At 61.7% G+C, this 19666-nt stretch carries 17 protein-coding genes; 6 read left to right on the forward strand and 11 right to left on the reverse strand.

From position 1 onward, the window contains the following. Window positions 1-86 precede the first annotated feature (86 nt). Window positions 87-1994 carry a redoxin domain-containing protein gene (locus tag SINAC_RS29240; RefSeq protein WP_015249168.1) on the reverse strand — a complete coding sequence of 636 codons (1908 nt, stop codon included), beginning with the start codon at window positions 1992-1994 and terminating at the stop codon, window positions 87-89. A 232-nt stretch (window positions 1995-2226) separates the two neighbouring features. Continuing rightward, complete coding sequence (locus tag SINAC_RS29245; protein ID WP_015249169.1) at window positions 2227-3168, reverse strand: ZIP family metal transporter; 942 nt, start codon at window positions 3166-3168, stop codon at window positions 2227-2229. 166 nt (window positions 3169-3334) lie between these two features. Between SINAC_RS29245 and SINAC_RS29250 the strand changes: the two genes are divergently transcribed. Next, the gene (locus tag SINAC_RS29250; protein WP_015249170.1) at window positions 3335-3622 is read left to right on the forward strand and encodes a 4a-hydroxytetrahydrobiopterin dehydratase; all 288 of its coding nucleotides are present in this window, start codon (window positions 3335-3337) and stop codon (window positions 3620-3622) included. A gap of 96 nt (window positions 3623-3718) precedes the next feature. Here the strand turns inward: SINAC_RS29250 and SINAC_RS29255 are convergent, their stop codons facing one another. Beyond that, a complete protein-coding gene (locus SINAC_RS29255; protein ID WP_015249171.1) occupies window positions 3719-3910 on the reverse strand; it encodes a small basic protein in 192 nt (63 codons plus the stop codon). Window positions 3911-4152: 242 nt separating this feature from the next. Between SINAC_RS29255 and SINAC_RS29265 the strand changes: the two genes are divergently transcribed. The 4 genes from SINAC_RS29265 to SINAC_RS29280 all read left to right on the forward strand — a co-directional run bounded on the left by SINAC_RS29265 (window position 4153) and on the right by SINAC_RS29280 (window position 9834). Beyond that, on the forward strand, window positions 4153-5043 hold the full coding sequence (locus tag SINAC_RS29265; protein WP_015249172.1) for a phosphoribosylaminoimidazolesuccinocarboxamide synthase: 891 nt from the start codon (window positions 4153-4155) through the stop codon (window positions 5041-5043). Window position 5044: 1 nt separating this feature from the next. Next, window positions 5045-6199, forward strand: coding sequence for a chorismate synthase (gene aroC / locus SINAC_RS29270; RefSeq protein WP_015249173.1), 1155 nt, complete (start codon window positions 5045-5047; stop codon window positions 6197-6199). Between the two features lie 216 nt (window positions 6200-6415). Further along, window positions 6416-7744: a hypothetical protein gene (locus SINAC_RS29275; protein WP_015249174.1), complete on the forward strand. Its 1329-nt coding sequence runs from the start codon at window positions 6416-6418 to the stop codon at window positions 7742-7744. A 170-nt stretch (window positions 7745-7914) separates the two neighbouring features. After that, a complete protein-coding gene (locus tag SINAC_RS29280) occupies window positions 7915-9834 on the forward strand; it encodes a S1C family serine protease (protein ID WP_015249175.1) in 1920 nt (639 codons plus the stop codon). A 129-nt stretch (window positions 9835-9963) separates the two neighbouring features. On the opposite strand, the gene recA is transcribed toward SINAC_RS29280, so the two are convergent. From recA to gltX, 5 genes are all read right to left on the reverse strand, one after another. Then, on the reverse strand, window positions 9964-11031 hold the full coding sequence (recA, locus tag SINAC_RS29285; RefSeq protein ID WP_390553827.1) for a recombinase RecA: 1068 nt from the start codon (window positions 11029-11031) through the stop codon (window positions 9964-9966). An 88-nt stretch (window positions 11032-11119) separates the two neighbouring features. Further along, window positions 11120-11713, reverse strand: a complete 594-nt coding sequence (thpR, locus tag SINAC_RS29290) for an RNA 2',3'-cyclic phosphodiesterase (protein WP_015249177.1) — start codon at window positions 11711-11713, stop codon at window positions 11120-11122. An 82-nt stretch (window positions 11714-11795) separates the two neighbouring features. Continuing rightward, window positions 11796-12698 carry a PfkB family carbohydrate kinase gene (locus tag SINAC_RS29295; RefSeq protein ID WP_015249178.1) on the reverse strand — a complete coding sequence of 301 codons (903 nt, stop codon included), beginning with the start codon at window positions 12696-12698 and terminating at the stop codon, window positions 11796-11798. 31 nt (window positions 12699-12729) lie between these two features. Beyond that, on the reverse strand, window positions 12730-13179 hold the full coding sequence (locus SINAC_RS29300; RefSeq protein ID WP_015249179.1) for a hypothetical protein: 450 nt from the start codon (window positions 13177-13179) through the stop codon (window positions 12730-12732). 49 nt (window positions 13180-13228) lie between these two features. Then, on the reverse strand, window positions 13229-14719 hold the full coding sequence (gltX, locus tag SINAC_RS29305; RefSeq protein ID WP_020466945.1) for a glutamate--tRNA ligase: 1491 nt from the start codon (window positions 14717-14719) through the stop codon (window positions 13229-13231). A 514-nt stretch (window positions 14720-15233) separates the two neighbouring features. Between gltX and SINAC_RS29310 the strand changes: the two genes are divergently transcribed. Next, on the forward strand, window positions 15234-16829 hold the full coding sequence (locus tag SINAC_RS29310; RefSeq protein ID WP_015249181.1) for a protein kinase domain-containing protein: 1596 nt from the start codon (window positions 15234-15236) through the stop codon (window positions 16827-16829). Between the two features lie 4 nt (window positions 16830-16833). Here SINAC_RS29310 and SINAC_RS29315 read toward each other — a convergent pair whose 3' ends face one another. From SINAC_RS29315 to SINAC_RS29325, 3 genes are all read right to left on the reverse strand, one after another. Continuing rightward, the gene (locus SINAC_RS29315) at window positions 16834-18222 is read right to left on the reverse strand and encodes a cobyrinate a,c-diamide synthase (protein WP_015249182.1); all 1389 of its coding nucleotides are present in this window, start codon (window positions 18220-18222) and stop codon (window positions 16834-16836) included. A gap of 62 nt (window positions 18223-18284) precedes the next feature. Next, window positions 18285-19121: a precorrin-4 C(11)-methyltransferase gene (gene cobM, locus SINAC_RS29320; RefSeq protein WP_015249183.1), complete on the reverse strand. Its 837-nt coding sequence runs from the start codon at window positions 19119-19121 to the stop codon at window positions 18285-18287. Beyond that, window positions 19118-19648 (reverse strand): hypothetical protein, encoded by a 531-nt coding sequence (locus SINAC_RS29325; RefSeq protein ID WP_015249184.1) that lies wholly within the window; start codon window positions 19646-19648, stop codon window positions 19118-19120. The genes cobM and SINAC_RS29325 overlap by 4 nt, the downstream gene beginning before the upstream one ends. Window positions 19649-19666 lie beyond the last annotated feature (18 nt).

The raw sequence follows: 19666 nt of genomic DNA on the forward strand, positions 1-19666 counted from the left end.
CGCGAAGGGTCGACGACTCATGGAGCCATCGTTCACGACCCAACGTAATCGAGCGGAGCCGCCCCCAAACAGGACGGCCCGTCGGCTCAATTCGCTACGGGTTTTTGGCTCTTCTTCTGCTGCTCCCTCATTTTCTTCTCGAATTCCTTCATCTGTTCTTTGAAGAGGTCATGCAGGTCGTCCTTCTCTCCTGCCCTGGTCAGATCCTGCCCCTTCTTGGTAACGGCGATAAAGCCAATGCACATCTCGTCGGTTGTGGCCTCACCCCAGGTCACATCCTTGGGAGGATGGTTCGGGTTGCGCGGGTTGTCCGCGGAATTATCGAAGTGCGCAGAGACTTTGAGCAGTGTCCCTTTCGGGAGGGTGATCGGCTCTTTGAAGAAATAGGTGTTCTGCCAGCCAAAATCCCAGTCACCGATTCTGATAAGATCTTGGGTCCGCCCGTCGGGAAACTTGAGAGACATACTCATGTTTTTCCCAAGAAGATGCATATGAGGCGTGACCGCCCAGGCCTCGAGGTCGACGGGGACAGGCCAGGCAGCCTCAACCTTATAGTTCCCTTCGTTGGCGGGAATCTTCAGGTCGAACTTGATGGCGGCATTCCAATGCAAGGTCTGCCGGACCGGCTTCTTGGAAAAGTGGAGGCCGATTCGGGAACGGTCGGTTTCGGGCTTTCCGCTCGGATGATAGTGGATTTGCACGATGACGTCGGCCTGGCTGGGCAGTGACCTGCCGATCCCCTCGGGGAGGTGGCTTGGTTCATTGCCAGGCGCCCACCCTCCCAGGTCGCCATCGATCTCGACCCCTGGACCCGAGAAGCAAGAGTATCCCTGGCCGGGCTCGGCGTTGTCTTTCTTTCGCCCCTCTCCCGATACATCGACGTAGCTGAGCATATGATGCACCACCCGACGATTGCCGGGACGGTACTCGATGGCCGAGACGTAAACATCCTCCGGCAATCGGGTCGGCAACACGAAGCAGCGATAGATATCATCACCCGAGGCGGGAATCGTGAAGTCTTCGGTGAGTTCCAGAACGAGGTCGGGGGCGCCAAGAGCCCATGAGTCGGAGAATTCAGGGGACGGTGGAACGCGCTCGGGGTCCCCTTGAGGGGCACCGGCTTCAGCCCAGGCCGCTAGCGTGGCGATCTCATCGGTCGACAGTGAGCGGTCGTTCTTGAAGCCGGGGCCCACGTGCGGGTCTGGTTTCCAGGGGGGCATCTTGCGTTCTTCGGCGATCGTGGCGATGTCGTCGGCCCGTTTGCGAGCCTGTTCATAGGTCTCCAACGCGAACGGTCCGACCTGGCCGCGCCGATGACACTCCTGGCAGTTCTTCTGAAGAATCGAGGCGACCTCACCGGCGTACGTAGGGGGATCAACCTTTTCTTCGGGCTTCGGGATCGGGCAGCCGACGGCCGGCACGTGAGCGATCGCCACCTCGCGTTTCGCGAGTACTGCGCTGATCGCATCATGGAGCTCGCTAACCTTCGGGTTCGCGTTCTTCTTCTGGCGTGCCGCAAATTGGTCGTCGATTCGCCCGTGATAGCGAATCCGGCCCCGCTCGTCGACCACGAACGCCTCGGGCGTAACGGACGCGCCGAGTTTGGTGGCAATCGACCCCTTCCGATCCTGAACGACCGGGAATTTGAGCTCAAAATCCTTGGCGTGCGCGAGCACATCCGCCGGAGAGAGGTCGGGGTCGACGCAAACGCCCACGATTTTCACCGACTCCGTCGGGAACTCCCCACGAAGCCGGTTGAGCAACGGGCTGTAGGCATTCGAGATCGGGCATTCGGAAGAATAGAAAATCAGGGTGGAAAAACCCCCTTGAGGGGCGGTCAAATCCACGATCTGGCCGTCCGGTCCCCGCATCGTGGGGAGGGCGACTTCCGCGACGGGAGCCACTGCGTCGCTCCCTGCGAAACTCGAAGTCATCGCCAGGCAGACGAGGCCAACCCCAAGCATCGACCATTTGAAGTACGCCGAACCATGCATGACACTGATCCCTCAAAGGAGGAAGCGGGGGCCGGTTGGATCGTGCCAGGGGAGGATGCAAGCATGCCTATCGCCCAAAGCGCAAAGGACCCCTTCGTCCACGTCACTCAGTTCAAATCATAGACGTAAGGCCGGAAATCTTCGCGCATAAAATCCCAAAGGGGAACGCCCAAGCAGGAACGATCCCCTTGATACGGCCACCCCAATGACCATCAACGCAGACACGACGGCTTTAGCCGCGTTCCAATGCCGCGGCACCCACGGGTACAGCGGTGTGAGGATGCGGGGCGTGATCATGCGCGTCGCTCGGTTCCCACATTGATGTCAGCCCCATCAGGGCGAAACCGGCGAGGAGGGCCAAGGAGAGGAAAACGCGATCGTGCTCGTGAAATTGCAGTTCGGGAAGTAGATCGCTCAGGGCAATGCAGAGAAAGGTCCCTGCCGAAAAGGCAAGGGCCGCCGCCGTGGCGGAGGCAGCCGAATCCGGTTCCATCTTATCCATGCCCAGGAGGAAGATGCCGACGCCAAGCGGGATCATCAGGGCAAAGCCGAGGTTGACCAGGTGCGCCAGCATCCGAGGCGCCCCGGCGCGAAGCATCAGGCTGACGATCGTCAGCGCGTCCGCCGGCTTGTGAATGATCGTGGCCAGGAAAACTCCCCAGGCCGCAGCGCCGACGCCGCTCGGTTGTTGCCCTTTCGCAATCACCGAGGCGCTGGCCAGAGCGACGCCTCCGGCCAGGGAATGCGCGGCGAGACCGAAAGCAGCCGCGCCCCAGTGGAGCGAGGTGCCCTTCGTCCCCGAGGCTGAACCGCCGGGCGCGGCCGAATCGACCAGTCCGGCCGAGTGTCCTCGCCCCGGCGAATGCTCGTGGGCATGAGTCGGGCACGGCTCGGTGGGATCAGCCGGGGCCTCGTGATGGTGGAAGGCAAAGAACCGTTCCAGGAAGAACAGAGCGAGCAGTCCGAACGCCGCCCAGTTCAGGGTCTGGGCCGACCCCATTCGCACGGCCTCGGGCATCATGTGGAAGAAGGCCGCGCCTAGCATGGCGCCGGCGGAGAAGCTCAGGTAGCCCTGAAGGCGAGTGTGCGTCAACACGGTCGCTAACGGCAGGAGTCCGCCGAGAACGCTCACGCCGACGATCGCGATGCTGAACAGCACGAGGGTCGTGGTCATCGTAGTTACTTGTCTTCCCTCGCCCTTGAGGTTTTCCCTTGTTCCGCCGCCGCCGCGCGGAAATAATAGATCTCAAGGAACCTGGAGGCGGTTGCCAATCGGCCAAACTCATTTCCCGTACCGGCCGTCCTCAATGCGACCCGCGCCGATCCCCAAGGGAATCCTCATGGCCAAGCTGAGCGAACCGGAGATCTTGGAGCGGATGGCCACTGCCAAGGGGTGGGAGCGGCACGGCGACATGCTCATCCACTCGTGGCAATTCCCATCCTTCCGCCGCGCCCTTGAGTTTGTCAACCAAGTTGCTGCGCTGGCAGAGAAGTATGACCATCACCCCGACATCATCTTGAGCTACCGTCAGGTTCGTCTCGAACTCTCCACGCACTCCGAGGGGGGCCTGACCGCGACCGACTTCTCGTTTGCATCCGAGATCAACGTGCTACCCACCGATCGCTAGCCAAAGGCGCCGGGCGAAGAAAGAAAAACCCCCGACATTTGCTGCCGGGGGTCGCTCATATCGTGGTGATCGGGACGGCCGACCAAACGTCTGGCGTCAGCTCGGTCGCTTGGGACCCGATTGCCCGGGCGCCAGGCGGCGGAACTTGGTCTTCGGCAGGTTGAAGACCCCTTGGGCCGGCTTCCAGCGCTCGTCCTCTTGAAGCAAGGCCAGTCGCTCGGGCCTCGTCAACACGTTGCGGGTTCGGCTCAACCCGCCCCCTTTTTTCAGACTCTTGTCAATCGACATCGCCCTAATTCCCCCGGCGCCGCCACGAACTTGCGACTCGTTGCCACGAAATTATCGCCTCCCGTGGACAAAGATGGCCCCGGGGCGAAAGAGACGATCTTAATCCAAACGAGTCGGTCGACGCAAGGCAAACGTCGAAGCCGGCAAACTCGAGCGGCCTTGTTCGGCTCGATCGTTTGGATTACTGTTTTATTCAGTGAAAAACCCAATCAGGAAAATCGCCTTCTGAAGGACCCCGCGGCGTGACATTGCTGGAGACCGCACTCGAAGGGCTGCCGAAACGCCAGGGCAAAGTTCGCGACGTCTACGACCTCGGCGATCGCCTCCTGATGATCGCGACCGACCGGATCAGCGCCTATGACTGGGTCATGCCGAACGGCATCCCCGACAAGGGGAGGATCCTGACCGGCGTCAGCATGTTCTGGTTCAACCAGTTGGCCGTTTCCAACCACGTCCTCTCCACCGACGTCCGTGACGCCGGGCTCAACCTCTCGAGCGAGACCATCGAGGCGCTGACGGGACGATCGATGATCGTCAAAAAGGCCGCCGTCATCCCGTTCGAGTGCGTCGTTCGAGGCTATCTCTCGGGAAGCGGCTGGCGCGAGTATCGTCAGTCAGGAACCGTCTGCAACGAGCGCCTGCCCGAGGGGCTGGTCGAAAGTTCCAAGCTGGACCGTTCGTACTTCACTCCCGCCACCAAGGCGGAGAGCGGTCATGACGAGAACGTTCCCTATTCCGTGCTGGTCGATGCCCTGGGCACCAGCGAGGCCGAGACCTTGCGGGATCGAAGCATCGCCCTCTACGAAAAGGCCGGGGCCCAAGCACTCGCCCAAGGCCTGATCTTGGCGGATACCAAGTTCGAGTGGGGACACGACCGGGAGACGGGTGAACTCCTCCTGATCGATGAGGTCTTGACCCCCGATAGCTCGCGGTACTGGTCGACTGCAACCTATCGGCCGGGGGGACCCCAGCCTTCGTTCGACAAGCAGTTTGTTCGCGACTGGCTGGATGCGTCCGGCTGGGACAAGTCCAGCCCTCCCCCCACCTTGCCCGACGACGTGGTGGCGAAGACTCGCGAAAAATACGTGGACGCTTACGAGACTCTGACAGGCCAAGCCTTCCCCTGGAAATGACATGCTCCGCTACTTGACCGCAGGCGAGTCGCACGGCCCCGCCCTGACCGCGATCGTTGAAGGCTTTCCCTCGGGGATCACAATCGACCGCGAACTCATTGATGGCGAGTTGAAGCGGAGGCAAGGAGGGTACGGCCGGGGGAAACGGCAGACGCTCGAGACCGATCGCGTCATCATCGATTCGGGAACCTACCACGGGGTCACGACAGGTGCGCCGATCACGCTCAGGCTCGTCAACAACGACGCCAAGCTCGAGCGGCTCCAGGAACCGGCCTCTCCTCGGGGCGGCCATATCGATCTGGCCGGCTCGATCAACTATCAGACGGGGATCCGCCAGGTCCTCGAACGGGCCAGCGCCCGCGAAACGGCGCTTCGGGTCGCAGTCGGAGCCCTGGCGAAGCTCTTGCTCCGGGAGCTCGGAATCGACGTCATCGGCTACGTCCGTGAACTGGGCGGGATCGCTGCTCCCCCTCTCTCGTTCGACCTGCCGGTACGTGACGCCAGCCCCGTCTACACGCTCAATCCGGGGGCCGATCCGGCCATCGTCGCGGCGATTGACGCCGCCAAGGCGGCGGGCGACACGCTCGGCGGAATTGTCGAGACGATCGTGACCGGTTGTCCGATCGGGCTCGGAAGCCACGCGCAGTGGGACCGCAAGCTCGATGCCCGGCTGGCCCTGGCTGTGATGAGCATCCAGGCGATCAAAGGGGTCGAGATCGGACTCGGGATCGAGGCTGCCCGCCGGCCCGGATCCCAGGTGATGGATCCGATCGCCCACGAGGCCGACCACCCTGTCTCCGACCGTCGTTTCGGCTTCCGCCGCCCCACCAACAACGCGGGCGGAATCGAAGGAGGGACCTCGAATGGCGAACCGATCGTCGTCCGTGCCTCGAAGAAACCGATCAGCACACTCGCCGCTCGCGGGCCATCGGTGAACATGGCGACCAAGAGCCCCCAGCCTGCCGCCTATGAACGCTCCGATGTTTGCGCGGTCCCCGCCGCCAGCGTGATCGTGGAGAACGTGGTGGCTTTCGAGATCGCCGCCGCCATCGTCGAGAAATATGTCGGCACCAGCCTGGCCGCCATCAAGGCGGCCCACGCAGCGCTCCACGACCTGGCCCGCACGCATCTGGAAACGTGGGGAACCGCCCCTTGAGACCGCGTTGCGGAACGACCCGACCCGCGTGAATCCGGCGATCGTCGGCAAACTCAAATTGAGGCGGTCGGCCCTTTGGATTATCCTACCGGCCGATCGCGCACGAACTCAAACGGCGGGCGGAGTCTTGCCGGCGCGTAGCCATTCGAACGGACCAAATCCGGCGCTTGCCGGATTGCGTCCGATTCGAATCCCCCTCGCACATGGGAGGCAAGGATGTTTCCCCTGGCACGTCCGTACCGTCAGATCCTCGCGACCTGCATTCTGGTCGTCACCGCGATGCTACCGACGTCCTACGTCGTCGTGACGGCCTGGAAGATCAACCGACCGGGCCATCTTCGCGATGTCGAAGTGGAGATGAGCCGCCAGCTCGGACTCCAGGTGAGTCTCGAGGGAGTCCGCTATCCGTCTCCCGGCGAGGTGATCTACCAAGGCGTGGTCGTCCGCCAGGAAGAACCGAGACGGAAGGGGCTGACCGAAATCGCCCGAGCCCGGTCGGTCCGGCTGCGCCGGGGCGATCGCGAACTGATGGTGGAAACGGACGGGCTTCGCCTCCGAGGCGAGAGTCCGAAGCTGGCCATGGCCCAGCTCGGCCTGATCCTTCAGCGCCCCAGCGACAGCACGTTCGATCGGGTGAGCCTCTCGGCACCGACCTGTGACCTCGATCTTGATCTCGATAACCTCCACTTCACCTTGCGCGACGTGGCCGGGGTCTTCCAGACCGACCGGGTTGCCCCGACGGTCAAGGCGAGCTACCGCATGGTAGCAAAGGGCGCGAACACCCGCTGCGAGTTGACGCTGACGCGCGACCGCAAGGCCGAGCCGGTCCGGACCACGCTCGCGATCAAGACGATGGATGGCCTGCCGCTCCCCTGCCAGGTCCTCGACGTCTTCTTCGACTCGACCGACTGGCTGGGCGCGGCCGCCCGGGTCGAGGGAGCGCTGACCTTGCGCCAGACCGGTGCGAAGGACTGGGAGGCCGACTTCCAGGGAGATTTGTATGACATCGATATGAACACCCTGGTCGGGCGGCGATTTCCCAGCCACAGACTCAGCGGTCTCGCACACGTCGCGATCAAATCGGCCCGATGGGGAGATCGCCCCGGCCAAGGGATGGGCTGGGTTGAGGCCACCGGTGAAATGACCACCGGCCAGGGCTCGATGGGTACCGACCTCCTCAACGCGCTCGCGACCGAAATGAGCTTTCGACTCCCGGAGAAAAGCGCGAAGTTCGCGACCAGCGGCGATAAGCCCGACGTCGATTTCCATGCCATGGGACTCACCTTCGAGATCCGCAAGGATGGCGAGATTCGCCTTGGCGGCGCCCTCGGCAATGAGTTTGCGCCCGATGCGGTTCTGGCCCGACAGACAAGTGCTTTGGCCTACGCCCCCCGAGGCGCGGCCAACGTTCGAGGCCTGATCAAGACCCTGGTTCCCACGAATGCCAGCGATCCGGTCATGGTCCCGCTCACGAAAGAGTCTCGCGTCCTCCTCTGCTTCCCGGCCCCTCCCCAGCTCCTTCCAAAACGCATCGAAGGAAACTGATCGGTCTATGGGGTAGAATCGCAACGAAACGCAGTACACGGTGCTGATCCGATCAGAATATCGTTGCGATCGGCGGCTCACTTGCTTATTTTATCGTGCATGGTTGTGGCAAGGGTGCGCGCCATTCCCCCTAAACGCCACTTGTCGCGATGATTTCGCAGGGGGTCGCCATGCCGATCAAAATCACCTGCTCCGCATGCGGCCGAAGTGGCCGCGTCCCCGATCATGCGATCGGACGGAACGTCCAATGTCCCGGCTGCGGATTCCGACAAAGGCTGTCGGCCACGGATGTAGAGCCTGAAGGACCGGCCGGCCTGGATGGCCTCGAACTCCTCGATGACGAACCGGCCCCTTCCACCGTGGTTGACCACGACTCTCAAGTTCGTCCCGATCGGTCCGCTCCCACCGCAAAGAGCCGACGCAGTGACTCACGATCCTCCCAGCGAGACGCGTCGTCTGGATCCGACCGGCCGTCGACCCTGAATCCGATTGTGATCGGCCTGGGAGCGGGAGTCGTGATCCTTTCGCTTTCCCTCGGGTTTGTTCTGATCTCGAACCGCGCGTCGAAGCCGCAACCTGAGAAACAGGCCACGAACCAGACCGTAGCTCAAGTGACCCCGGCGCGGCCACTCCCGCCGCTCGAGCCACCGCCGACATCGAACCCACCCCCCAACTTGAAACCGAGCTCACCGGCCTTACCGGCGAGAACTTCGAACAGCGGAGAGTCAGTCGCCTCGAACAAAGCAAATCCTACCGCTTCAGATTCAGAACCGAGGTCTGACGAGCCCGACTTCGCCAAGGAAGCACGAAACGCACTGGCATCATCCACTCCCCTCCCGGACACGGGTAAAGCCAAGGAGTCGCGGACCGAGACTCCGTCAGGCGTGGTACTCTCAACTGCGGATATCGTCGCCCGATGTGAGCCGTCCGTCGCACTCATCAAAGGCAAGGCCGGCAGCGGAACCGGATTTCTCGTCGCGCCCGGAATCCTGGCCACGAACGCGCACGTCATCGACAGCGAGTTTATTGGGAATCTAGAGATCCGGTTCCCATCGGCTGAAGAGGCTCGAAAAGGACCGGTCCAAGCGGAGCTGCTCTATGAGGACACGAAACGGGATCTCGCGTTCCTCGCGGTGAAAACCGACCTCCCTACGCTTCAGGTCGCGCAATCCTATCAGTATCGCAAGGGCGAGGATGTCACCGTCATCGGCAATCCCGGCGTCGATGGAGAGACCGTCCTGGAGAATGCCATCAGTCGCGGAGTGATGAGCAGTAAGGCCCAGATCAACGGCCAGTCGTTCTACCAGCTCGGCATCGCCGTCAACCCGGGCAACTCGGGCGGCCCTGTTTTTGACTCGACCGGCCAGGTGATCGGCGTCGTCACGCTGCGAATCCCGGGGAAGGAAGAACTCTCTTTCTGCATCCCGGTCGAGGAACTCCAGGCGGGGATGACTCGACTCAAGGAACAGGCCCAGGACCTCGCCAATAAGGTTCGCTCGCAACACCGGATGGTCACCGCCTTCAAAGGCCTCGGCAGCGGCGGAGCAATTTTCGGGATCGCTCTCGAACTTCGCGTCGCCACACGTTCGAACCCCGGCAATCAAGAGTTGGGAGAGAAGGTCGGGCAGCTCGATAAAGCCTTGGCCAAGATGGATCAGTCGACCTTATTCAAACTGAATGAAGAAGCTCGAGCCGCCCGCAACGACCTGCTCATCGCACGGGCCGCCCGAACCAAGGTCGGAGAGCTTGCCGACAATTACAAGAAGCTGAAAGAGACGTACAACAAGAACGAGGGCAATGCTCCCATCGACACCATTCGCAACCTCAAAGCCAAGCATCGCCAGCTCGTCATCCAAATCGGAGCGGATTTGAAGGAGGAAGTTCCCAAAGGAATCCTGGAAGCCCTTGATGACCACCTCGTCACCGGACCTGCAGCTCCGCTCCCCTCATCCGAGTCCCTTCATTCCTACGTTTGGGAGCGTTACGGCCTCACTCCCCCATCGAGCAGGCTGAGACCTCCTGACTTTGGACCAGGCCCAGGCTCACGAATGCCAAGCAGGCTCGGTCCACGAAGCCGCTTCGGCAGGTGAGATGGAGCGCGAGCGAATCTTTAGCTGGGTCGATCATATCAATAAGTGAACCGGGCGGTGGGGGTCTGATGACGACCCCCAGCCACCGGGTTGATTTCAATTCGCGGGTAAATCAGGCTCGCTGCACTCTTATTCGTCGTCCGGTTCGTCGAGTTCGGCAAGGCTCCCGTTGGCAGCAGGGCCGACCTGACCACCGCGCGAGCTCATGACCTTGGCCGTCAGTTCGTCGGCAATCGCGGGGTTGTCACGGAGGTACTGCTTGGCATTCTCTCGTCCCTGGCCAAGCCGGAGGTCGCCGTAGTTGAACCATGACCCCGACTTCTCGACGAGCTTGTCGGCCAAGGCAAGGTCCATCAGGTCGCCTTCGCGGGAGATGCCCCCGCTATACATCATGTCGAACTCACAGACCCGGAACGGAGGAGCCACCTTGTTCTTGACGACCTTGACCTTGATCCGCGAGCCCGTAATTTCCTCCCCTTCCTTCACCGGCCCAATCCGGCGCACATCGATCCGGCATGAGCTGTAGAACTTCAAGGCGCGGCCGCCCGGGGTGGTTTCGGGGCTACCGAACATCACGCCGATCTTTTCCCGGATCTGGTTGATGAAGATCAGGACGCACTTCGACCGTGACACTCCGCCCGTCAACTTTCGCAACGCCTGGCTCATCAACCGGGCCTGAAGACCGACATGGCTATCGCCGATCTCTCCCTCGATCTCAGCCCTGGGTACCAAGGCGGCCACCGAGTCGATCACGATGATGTCGACAGCGTTGGACATGATCAGCATCTCGGCAATCTGAAGCGCTTCCTCCGCACTCGCCGGCTGGCTGACCAAGAGCGACTCAATGTTCACGCCGAGCCGCTTGCACCACGACGGGTCGAGCGCATGTTCGGCGTCGATGAACGCGGCAACCCCACCGGCCGCCTGGGCGTTGGCCACGGCGTGCAGCGCGATCGTCGTCTTACCACTCGACTCCGGGCCGAATAACTCGACGATTCGGCCTCGAGGAAGCCCCTTCCCCCCCAACGCCAGGTCGAGTGACAAAGCCCCGGTCGAGATCCCCTCCACTTCCAGGTGGCTGCCCTCGCCCAGCTTCATAATCGCGCCGGCGCCGAACGCCTTCTCAATCTGCCCGATCGTATTGTTCAGCGCCTTCTCTTCGGCCGACACCGACACCGGCTTCGTTTCTCCCGACACCTGTCGCTTGGCCACGGGCGCACCCTCCAAAATCTCGATTTTAATCTGTACGCAAGGACACTAATCTATCGCGTCTGTGTAATCTGAGTCAAGTGACTGATCGACGTTTTTTTCCCCTCAACTGAGCCCTGGCCAGGCTGCCGTATTCGGGCCCCTCGTGACTCTGCGACGAGGCGAAGGAGACGAGTTCCGTGGCGTGGATTAGGCCGGCGGCCCAGGTTCGGAAATGGTTGAGTTGTCGGGTGAGATCAGGGTGTTCGTCCCGACTTCGTTTAAGTCGCCCCAAGGTCACGTGCGGGGTAAACGTTTCGTCGCAACGGTAGCCGGCTGTCGCCAACGCGGCCGCGAGTGCCGTTCGTACTTCGTGAAGAACCGTCAGCCCCGGCCCGGAGAGCCCCACCCAGAGGACCCGCGCCTGGGTCGGGTTCGGAAAAACGCCGAGGCCTTCGAGCAGCAGGTCGAACGGCGGAAAGTCGGCCGCCACTTCCTCCACGGTTCGGCAGACCTTGTTGAGCTCCGTGTCCTCGACATCGCCCAGGAAGGCGAGCGTCAGGTGGAAGGGAGAGACAACGGACCAGCGAACCCCCGGTAAATCAGGAGCGAGCAGCGTCTGGAGCCGAGTGAGCTTGGCACCCAGCGAATCAGGGACGGGAATGGCGATGAACGTTCGAGTGGTGCGCATCAGACATCCGCAAAGGTGGCGAGAGGTGGAGCGAGGGCGGGTCAAAGTTGTCCCGCCCGTCGTGTCGTGTCCGTGTCGCCGTTTAGAAACTCATCATGCCGCGGTACGAATCGAGCCGGCGGTTGATCTCGTCGCGCTCGGTGCGCTGGAATCGGCGGAGGCTGAAGTCTTCGACGTTGAAGCTAGCAATCACCGTTCCACAGGCCATCGCCGTCTTGAGCGAGGCGAGATCACTTTTGCCGACTGACGCCAGGTAGCCCATGAACCCGCCGGCGAAGCTATCCCCCGCACCGGTCGGATCGACCACGTCGGCGAGTGGGAAGGCCGGCATCACGAACGATTCCTCGGCGCTCAGGAACATGGCGCCGTGCTCGCCCTTCTTGATGATGACGAATTTCGGCCCGAGTTCGAGGACCTTTCGGCCGGCCCGGACGAGATTAATCTCGTCGGTCAGCATTCGCGCTTCGCCATCATTGATGAAGAGGCCATCCACTTCCTTGAGCAGCGCGTAGAGTTCATCGCGCTGGGTCTCGATCCAGAAGTTCATCGTATCGGCCACGACGAGCTGCCGTTTCTTGGTCTGCGAGAGGACTTTGCGTTGCATCGCAGGGCTACCGTTGGCCAGGAAGACGAACGGCGAGTCAGCGAAAGTGGGCGAGAGATCGGGGTCGAACGTGCCAAGGACGTTCAGGTGGACCTCCAGGGTCTCCGCCGTGCTCATGTCTCCCGCATACTTACCGCGCCATCGGAATGTGGAGCCATTCTTCTCGACGATCAAGCCCGACGTATCCACCTTGCGATCTTCAAGCATTTCACGGTGAGCGGTCGGGAAGTCTTCTCCCACCACGCCGACCAGCCGGACCGGAGTGAAGTAGCTGGCCGCGTAGGAGAAGAAAACGGCCGACCCACCCAGGGCGTCGTTCACGATGCCATGAGGAGTTTCCACGGAATCAAGCGCAATCGAACCAACGACCAACAACGGCATGAACATTCTCCGGATTTCTGTAAGAACAACGTCAGGGTGATTCGAGCGACTTCTCCAGCCAACTCCAAAACCAGGCGCTGAGCCGACCTAGCTTCGACGGCTCCCCGTCATCCTGGTAACGCTCGAACTCGCCTTGCCGAATCACAAGGACAAGGGAAAATCCTTCGCTCTGGAGCGCGGCGGGATTGAAGACTGGGATCTCGAAGTTGGATAGCGAATTATTCTTTTGCTGGAACGTGACAAGCAAAGTCTGGTCGCCACGCCCTTCGAGAGGGAGCGTGGCGGTCTCTCCCTCAGGAAGCTTGGCCAGGGTGGCCGCGCTCTGCCCACTGACAAGGCGAAGGTTGGTGATCGGCTCCCCACCTTGGTTGACAACCCGGACGTAAGCGACCGGAGGGCGAAGTAACTGGAGTCCCACTTCTGCCGCGACGAAAAGCAACACCACTGTCACAATCGTGAGATTGCGTTTTCGTCGCGACATGGGAACACCTCGCGAGCTCGAGACTCTGCCAAACCAAGACTCCTGAGACTCAACCAGCGCCGGCTTCGAGCATGGCGAGCGTGGCCGCGATGCGAGCACGGCAGGAGTCGCGGCCAAGGATGACGAGGCAGTCGTACAACCCCGGACCGACTCCTTGGCCCGTCGTGGCCACGCGAAGCGGATTGACGACCTGTCCCATCGGATGGCTATTCGTTTCCGCGAACTCGTGGACCGCCTTCTCGAGGGTCGGAATGTCGTACGGTTCCACGGTGGCGAGTAGACCGTCCAGGGCGGTCAACAAGGCGGGAACACCCTCCTTGCGAAGCCGCTTCTTGACCGCGTCCGGGTCATGCGTCAGGGTGTCGGTGAAGAAGTAACGCCCAAGCTTGACGATGTCGGAGAAGACCTTGAGCCGGTCGCCCAGGGCGTTGATCACGGCTTCGATCCGGGTCCGCGTCTCGGGGGAAACCGGCTCGGTGACGAGACCTTCCTTCTCCAAGAACGGGAGAGCCCCCTCAACCTTCCGCTCGAGCGGAAGCGTCTTCATCCACTCGCCCTGGACCCAGAAGAGCTTGTCAGGGTCATGGCTGGCGGGCGAGCTGTTGACCCGGTCGAGCGTGAATTTCTCAATCAGCTCAGCGCGAGAGAAAATCTCCTGGCTATCGTCCAGACTCCAGCCGAGCCGAGCCAGGTAGTTCATCATCGCCTGGGGCAGATACCCCCGATCGACATAGTCACTCAGGTACACGAAAACATCGTTCGCCTTGTACTCGGCCCCTTTTCGCTTGGACATCTTCTTCCGCGAACCGGGTTCGGCCACGTAGGGAACGTGTGCGAAGGCCGGCAGCGTATAGCCCAGGGCCTCAAAAACGAGGATCTGCGTGTAGGTGTTCGACAGGTGTTCCTCCGCGCGGACGACGTGGGTGATCTCCATGTCCGCGTCATCGACCACGCTGGCGAAGTTGTAGAGCGGGGTGCCGTCCGGCCGGACGATCACGAAGTCGCTGATCTCCTCGGTCTTCTGCTCCACGTCCCCCTTGATCAGGTCGTGGACAACCACCGTGCGTCCGAGCGGGACCTGAAATCGGAGGGCATAGGGGCGGCCTTCCGCCTCGTATTGCCGTTGCGTCTCTTCGCTGACCTCTTTCCGGCGAAACCGGTACGCTCGTTTCGCACGGTCCGACTCGGCACGATCCGCATCCCGCTCCGCCTGAGTGCTATAGTCGCGGTAGACGTGACCCGACGCTTCGAGTTTGGCCGCGGCCCGAGTGTAAAGCTCGTGCCGTTCCGACTGAAAATAAGGACCGTGGGGTCCCCCGACCTCGGGGCCCTCATCCCAGTCCATCTCCATCCAGCGGAACCCATCGAGGATCCGATTTACGGCGTTGTCAACGTGTCGTTCCTGATCGGTGTCGTCGATCCGGAGGATGAACTGGCCCCCGAAGTGGCGTGCGAGTAGCCAACTGAAAAGTGCCGTCCGCACTCCGCCGATGTGCAGGAAACCGGTCGGACTGGGGGCGAACCGTGTTCGTACGCTCATAGTCTCGCAATCGGGCATGTGATCGAAACCGCTTACCGTCGAACGGATTGGGTTAACGATAGGCAGTTTGACCGAGGGTGTCAACCAACTTCGAGTCCCTTCCCTTTTACCGTCATCAGCCGTGCGAATTGCGGAATTTGGAGGGGGAAGCCAGTCCGGGCCCGGGAGAAGTTCGGATTCTCCCGGCGAGAGAGAGCGTCAATGAGACTGGTCGAACCCTCGCGAGCGGCGTTTTCGATCCTGCTTGAGAAGGCCCCTTTTTTCGATAGCAGGAGGGGCGAGCCAAGTCCGGGGAATCCCCATCGGGCATTGACACCGCATCCTCCCGTGGTCCGAGGGGAGGACGATCCTCTCAATCCGCCCTGCGAACCGTTCCATGAGCCCAGATGCACCAAACAGTTGATCTTGCCAGACGTTGCGACAGGCTGCTCCTCTGGTAAGATAGAGAAGTCAAGCTCTCGCGCAGGACGCCACTTCTTCGATTGAAGACCGGTCAGAGCAGGAACCCTCTCCGATGCCAGACTATGATGCCGAGACGTTGGCCGAGCAGGCCTTGATGATCGGACTGGTCGATAAAGATCAGGCAATGCAAGCGAGGTTTGAAGCCGAAGATGGCTCTCCCGAGTCGCTCCTCCGCGTCTTGCTCCGCAAGGGCCTGCTCACGAGCTGGCAAGTCGAGCGGCTGCAAAAGGGGGACCCGTCGGGGTTCTTCTACGGCGGCTGCAAGGTGCTCTTCCACATTGCCGAGGGAACGTTCGCCCGCGTCTATCGGGGCCAGCGGATGATTGGGGGGAATTCGGTCGCCATCAAGGTGCTCCGCCAACGCTTCGTCTCCGACCCCGACGCAATCTCCCGGTTTCGCAAGGAAGCCGAGGCCGGAATGAAGCTCGTCCATCCGAACATCGTTCAGATTCTCGATTTCGGCGAAGAAGACAAAAAACATTACATGATGATGGAGTACGTCGAGGGAACGAACCTCCGTGACCTCTTGAAGATCCGGACTCGGATCGATGCCGCCGCCGCCCTCCCCATGATGATTGGGCTTGCTGCGGGCTTGCAGTATTCCTTCGAACACGGCGTGACCCACCGTGATATCAAGGGAACGAACATTCTGATCAGCAACAACGGCACCGCCAAACTCGTCGATTTCGGGCTCGCGACAATCGAGGGAGACAACTCGAAGTCCGCATCGCTCAACCAGCGCACCGTGGACTACTCCGCACTCGAACGAACCTGCAACAGCCCCAAGGGAGATCCTCGGTCCGACATCTACTTCCTCGGCTGCGTTTTCTACCAGATGCTCACCGGCCAACTGGCCATGGCCGAGGTGGAATCGAAAGACCCCCTACAGAAGATGCTCAAGCGCAGCTTTGGCGCCATCAAACCATTGAGCGACCAGCGCCATGCCCCCGACCCGGAATTGACTCGAATCATCGAAAAGATGATGAAAGTTGATGTGAAGTCCCGGTATCAGTTGATGTCGGACGTCTACAAGGACCTGGTCGCGTTTCAAACCCAACAGCAGAGCCAAACGACCAGCAGTGCCGAAAGGGCCGAGGCTGAAGGAAGAAAGTCGGACGAGTTCGACTTTGATTCGCTCTTTACCTACAAGGAGATCGAGCCCGTTGCCCCAGTCGCCGAACCCAAGAAGGCACCGGAGCCGGAGATCCCGAGCGAAGTTGTGAATGAGACCGAGCCGGATCATCTCGATTTCGAGATCAAGGCGATCCAGCAAAAGCATATCCTTTGCGTCGAAACCCAGAGCGAGATCCAGGACGCATTCCGCAAGTCGCTCTCGAAGTTGGGCTACCGAGTCATTCTTGTCAGCGATGCGGAGCGCGCGGCCGAGCGCTACCGTGAAACGACCCCCGACGCCGTGATCTTCGACGTCGACGGTTTCGGCGACGAAGGGATTGATGCGTTTATCGACATGCACGACAAGGCCCACGAAGACGAACACGACCTCGCGGCCGTCGTCCTCCTCGGCCCCAAACAGGCGGGCTTCAAGGGGCGGCTGCCCAACGATGACCGGCTGATCGTGTTCGTCAAGCCCGTCAAAATGAAGGATATCCAAGGCGCCATCGTGCAGCTTGTCCCTGCCGTGGGATGACGGATCAGGTGGAGTTCTTCCACGAGGTCCTGGAGGATTCGAGAAGAGTGGCGGCGACGCGCCCATTGGAGCCGAAGTGAAGGTGGGCGTATCCTGCCAACAGGCCGCCGATCTGAATCCCGTCCGGCTTCGACTCGCGACCCGGGCGGTTCAGGCTCGTGGCATAGCGCAGGGAAGCGAGCGGCTCGAGCTGCGAATAGTGAAATTCATGCCCGCGAACCGTGGTCCCCTCGCGTCCTAGTACCGTATCCCGCTCCGCAATCACCGAGACATAGCCCAGGGCGGCGAGCTTGGACTGCATGACCGCGCGAGCGGGGATGAGTCCCCAGAGCGCATGATCCTTGCCCTCGAGGTCGCGGAGGAACTGGGTACAGGCCATCATGCCCCCGCACTCGGCCAGGATCGTCCCCCCTTGGGCGTGAAAGCTCCGGATCGATGCGCGCATCGCATCGTTGGCCGCGAGGCGCGCCGCATGGATCTCGGGATAACCCCCCCCGAGATAAACCAGGTCGATCCCAGGGGGCAACTCGGGATCGTTGAGCGGAGAAAAGGGGACGATCTCCGCGCCCGCGGCGCGAAGCTGGTCGAGATTATCTTCGTAGTAGAAACAGAACGCATGATCGCGCGCCAGTCCAACTCGAACCGTAGGTCGCGCCCTCGGACCAGGAGCCGCGCTTTCGGAGGGGGGGACAAGGTTGGGAATTCGAGCCAGCTCAACCAGCCGGTCAAGGTCAAGGGTCGACTCGGCCACATCGGCCAGCGCATTGGCCAGCGACGAGTCGAGGGCCAGCTCCTCGGCGGTCCAGAGCCCAAGATGCCGCGAAGGGATCGAGAGCAATTCATTCCGCGCCAGGTAGCCGAGCAGGCTGAGGTCCGATGCTTCCGCCCGAAGCCCAGGGGCGAGGTACTCGGCGTAATGGCGATGACTGCCGACGTTGTTGGCGACGATCCCTTCGACCCGGACCGACTCATCGAACCGGGCAAAGCCGAGAACCAGGGGGACGATCGATCGCGCCAGACCACGCGCATCGACGACCAACACGACAGGCAATCCCAATTGCCGCGCGAGGTCGGCCGTCGATCCTGACTCGTCCAGGCCTCCGCGCCCGTCGAACAGCCCCATCACGCCCTCGATGACCGCCAGGTCAGCACCGACCGTTCCGTTGCGGAACGTCTCGGCGAGGGCGGGCGGATCGAGCAGCCAGGTATCGAGATTCCGGCTCGGCCGGCCGGTGATCCGGGTCTGATGCCCTGGGTCGATGAAGTCAGGCCCGACCTTGAAGCCCTGGACGCGAACGCCCCGCCGAGTGAGTGCGGCCAAGATCGCAAGCGTAACCGTCGTTTTTCCCGAGCCGGAATGGGTGCCGGCCACAATGACCGCGGGTGTTGTCATGATGGAAATCGCTACCAAGTGACACGGTCCCAGGGCCGATCCGGCGGCATCATTATAAGGGCTCAGGGTGAGTCGAATTCAACCATCGTATCCGCCTCTGGCTCGAGAGCGGATTCATCGGCAGACGCCCCCTTGCGAAAGAGGTGGCTATAACTCTTATTGTACAAATGGCTCTCCAGGGCGGGCGCGCCATCGACCATCGGGCCGATGAAGATCAATGCCGTGCGAGTGATCCCCGCGTTTGCCATCTGCGCGGCGACTTCGGCGAGCGAACAGCGCAGGAATTGCTGGTCGGGCCAACCGACGCGGTAGGCAACCACGACGGGAGCCTCCGGCCCGTAGCGCGGCTGGAGCGCGGTGACGACTTCGACCATTTGATCGGCCGAAAGGAACAAGGCCATCCCGGTCCCATGGCTCCCCAGTGCGGCCAGGTCGTCAACCTCGGGAACGCCCGTCCGACCGGCCGCCCTGGTGAGGATCACCGACTGGTTTTTCCCGGCCGGGGTCAGCTCAATCTTGAGTGCGGCGGCGGCGGCCTGGTACGAGCTGACGCCCGGGACGACTTCGTAGGGAACCTCGCACTCGTCGAGGCGCCGCATCTGTTCGGCGATCGCCCCGTAAAGGCTCGGGTCTCCCGAATGCACGCGCGCGACATCCTTCCCCTCGGCGCTGGCCTCGGTCATCAACGCCACGATCGCGTCGAGGTGCATGCTCGCCGAGTTCCGAACAACCGCCCCCGCCGGCGCGCAGGAGACGATCACTCTCGGCACCAGCGAGCCCGCGAACAGGCAGACCGGGCACCGCTCGATCAGGGCACGGCCACGGACGGTGATCAGGTCGGGGTCGCCCGGCCCTGCGCCGATGAAATAGACCGTCCCCTTCGTCGTCGAGATACTCAAGGCAAGCTCTTTCCCAGAATAATGAGTGCCACCCAAGCGAATGGCCAAGTCACAAGGAGACCGATCGCCGCCTCATGGGTCCAGTATCGGCATCCCCCGGGGGGACTGAGACGTGAAGGTCGGAAAACCCTCAAGCCCACGGCCGCCAGAACAGGGAAAACCCCGAGCACGGCCGAGTCAAGCACCCTGGTCTGATGCAAACGGACGGGGACCACCAGGATCGTCAAGCCGATCCAATAGAACCCAATGATCAGCCAGGCCAGTTCAGCCCAAGTGCGGGACTCAGGAGCGTCGGACTCTGCCGATTCTCGACCCGGTCGACGATGTCCCAGCATCACAATCGGGCCGCTCATGGCCATCCCAAGCCAGAGGAAGGCGATCCCCAGAACGCATAACACAGGAAACGAAGGCTCTTCCACGGCGGGCCAGAATGCTCGCACGAGAACCGACGCCAAACTATAACCAACCACCATGGCCGTGAGGTCCAGAAGGTGGAGCCCCTGCCTGGGAACGCTCTGGAGGTTCATCGACGGTCTCCAGGGCAA

It is taken from the genome of Singulisphaera acidiphila DSM 18658 (genome assembly GCF_000242455.2).
Lineage (GTDB): Bacteria > Planctomycetota > Planctomycetia > Isosphaerales > Isosphaeraceae > Singulisphaera > Singulisphaera acidiphila.

Bases quoted from the DNA above. Each gene is read 5' to 3' on its own strand.
- thpR (WP_015249177.1), bottom strand. From the start codon at position 11,713: ATGCGCACCACTCGAACGTTCATCGCCATTCCCGTCCCTGATTCGCTG.
- SINAC_RS29280 (WP_015249175.1), top strand. From the start codon at position 7,915: ATGCCGATCAAAATCACCTGCTCCGCATGCGGCCGAAGTGGCCGCGTC.
- SINAC_RS29255 (WP_015249171.1), bottom strand. From the start codon at position 3,910: ATGTCGATTGACAAGAGTCTGAAAAAAGGGGGCGGGTTGAGCCGAACC.
- SINAC_RS29310 (WP_015249181.1), top strand. From the start codon at position 15,234: ATGCCAGACTATGATGCCGAGACGTTGGCCGAGCAGGCCTTGATGATC.
- SINAC_RS29245 (WP_015249169.1), bottom strand. From the start codon at position 3,168: ATGACCACGACCCTCGTGCTGTTCAGCATCGCGATCGTCGGCGTGAGC.
- gltX (WP_020466945.1), bottom strand. From the start codon at position 14,719: ATGAGCGTACGAACACGGTTCGCCCCCAGTCCGACCGGTTTCCTGCAC.
- SINAC_RS29295 (WP_015249178.1), bottom strand. From the start codon at position 12,698: ATGCCGTTGTTGGTCGTTGGTTCGATTGCGCTTGATTCCGTGGAAACT.
- SINAC_RS29315 (WP_015249182.1), bottom strand. From the start codon at position 18,222: ATGACAACACCCGCGGTCATTGTGGCCGGCACCCATTCCGGCTCGGGA.
- SINAC_RS29300 (WP_015249179.1), bottom strand. From the start codon at position 13,179: ATGTCGCGACGAAAACGCAATCTCACGATTGTGACAGTGGTGTTGCTT.
- SINAC_RS29250 (WP_015249170.1), top strand. From the start codon at position 3,335: ATGGCCAAGCTGAGCGAACCGGAGATCTTGGAGCGGATGGCCACTGCC.
- SINAC_RS29240 (WP_015249168.1), bottom strand. From the start codon at position 1,994: ATGCATGGTTCGGCGTACTTCAAATGGTCGATGCTTGGGGTTGGCCTC.
- aroC (WP_015249173.1), top strand. From the start codon at position 5,045: ATGCTCCGCTACTTGACCGCAGGCGAGTCGCACGGCCCCGCCCTGACC.
- SINAC_RS29325 (WP_015249184.1), bottom strand. From the start codon at position 19,648: ATGAACCTCCAGAGCGTTCCCAGGCAGGGGCTCCACCTTCTGGACCTC.
- SINAC_RS29275 (WP_015249174.1), top strand. From the start codon at position 6,416: ATGTTTCCCCTGGCACGTCCGTACCGTCAGATCCTCGCGACCTGCATT.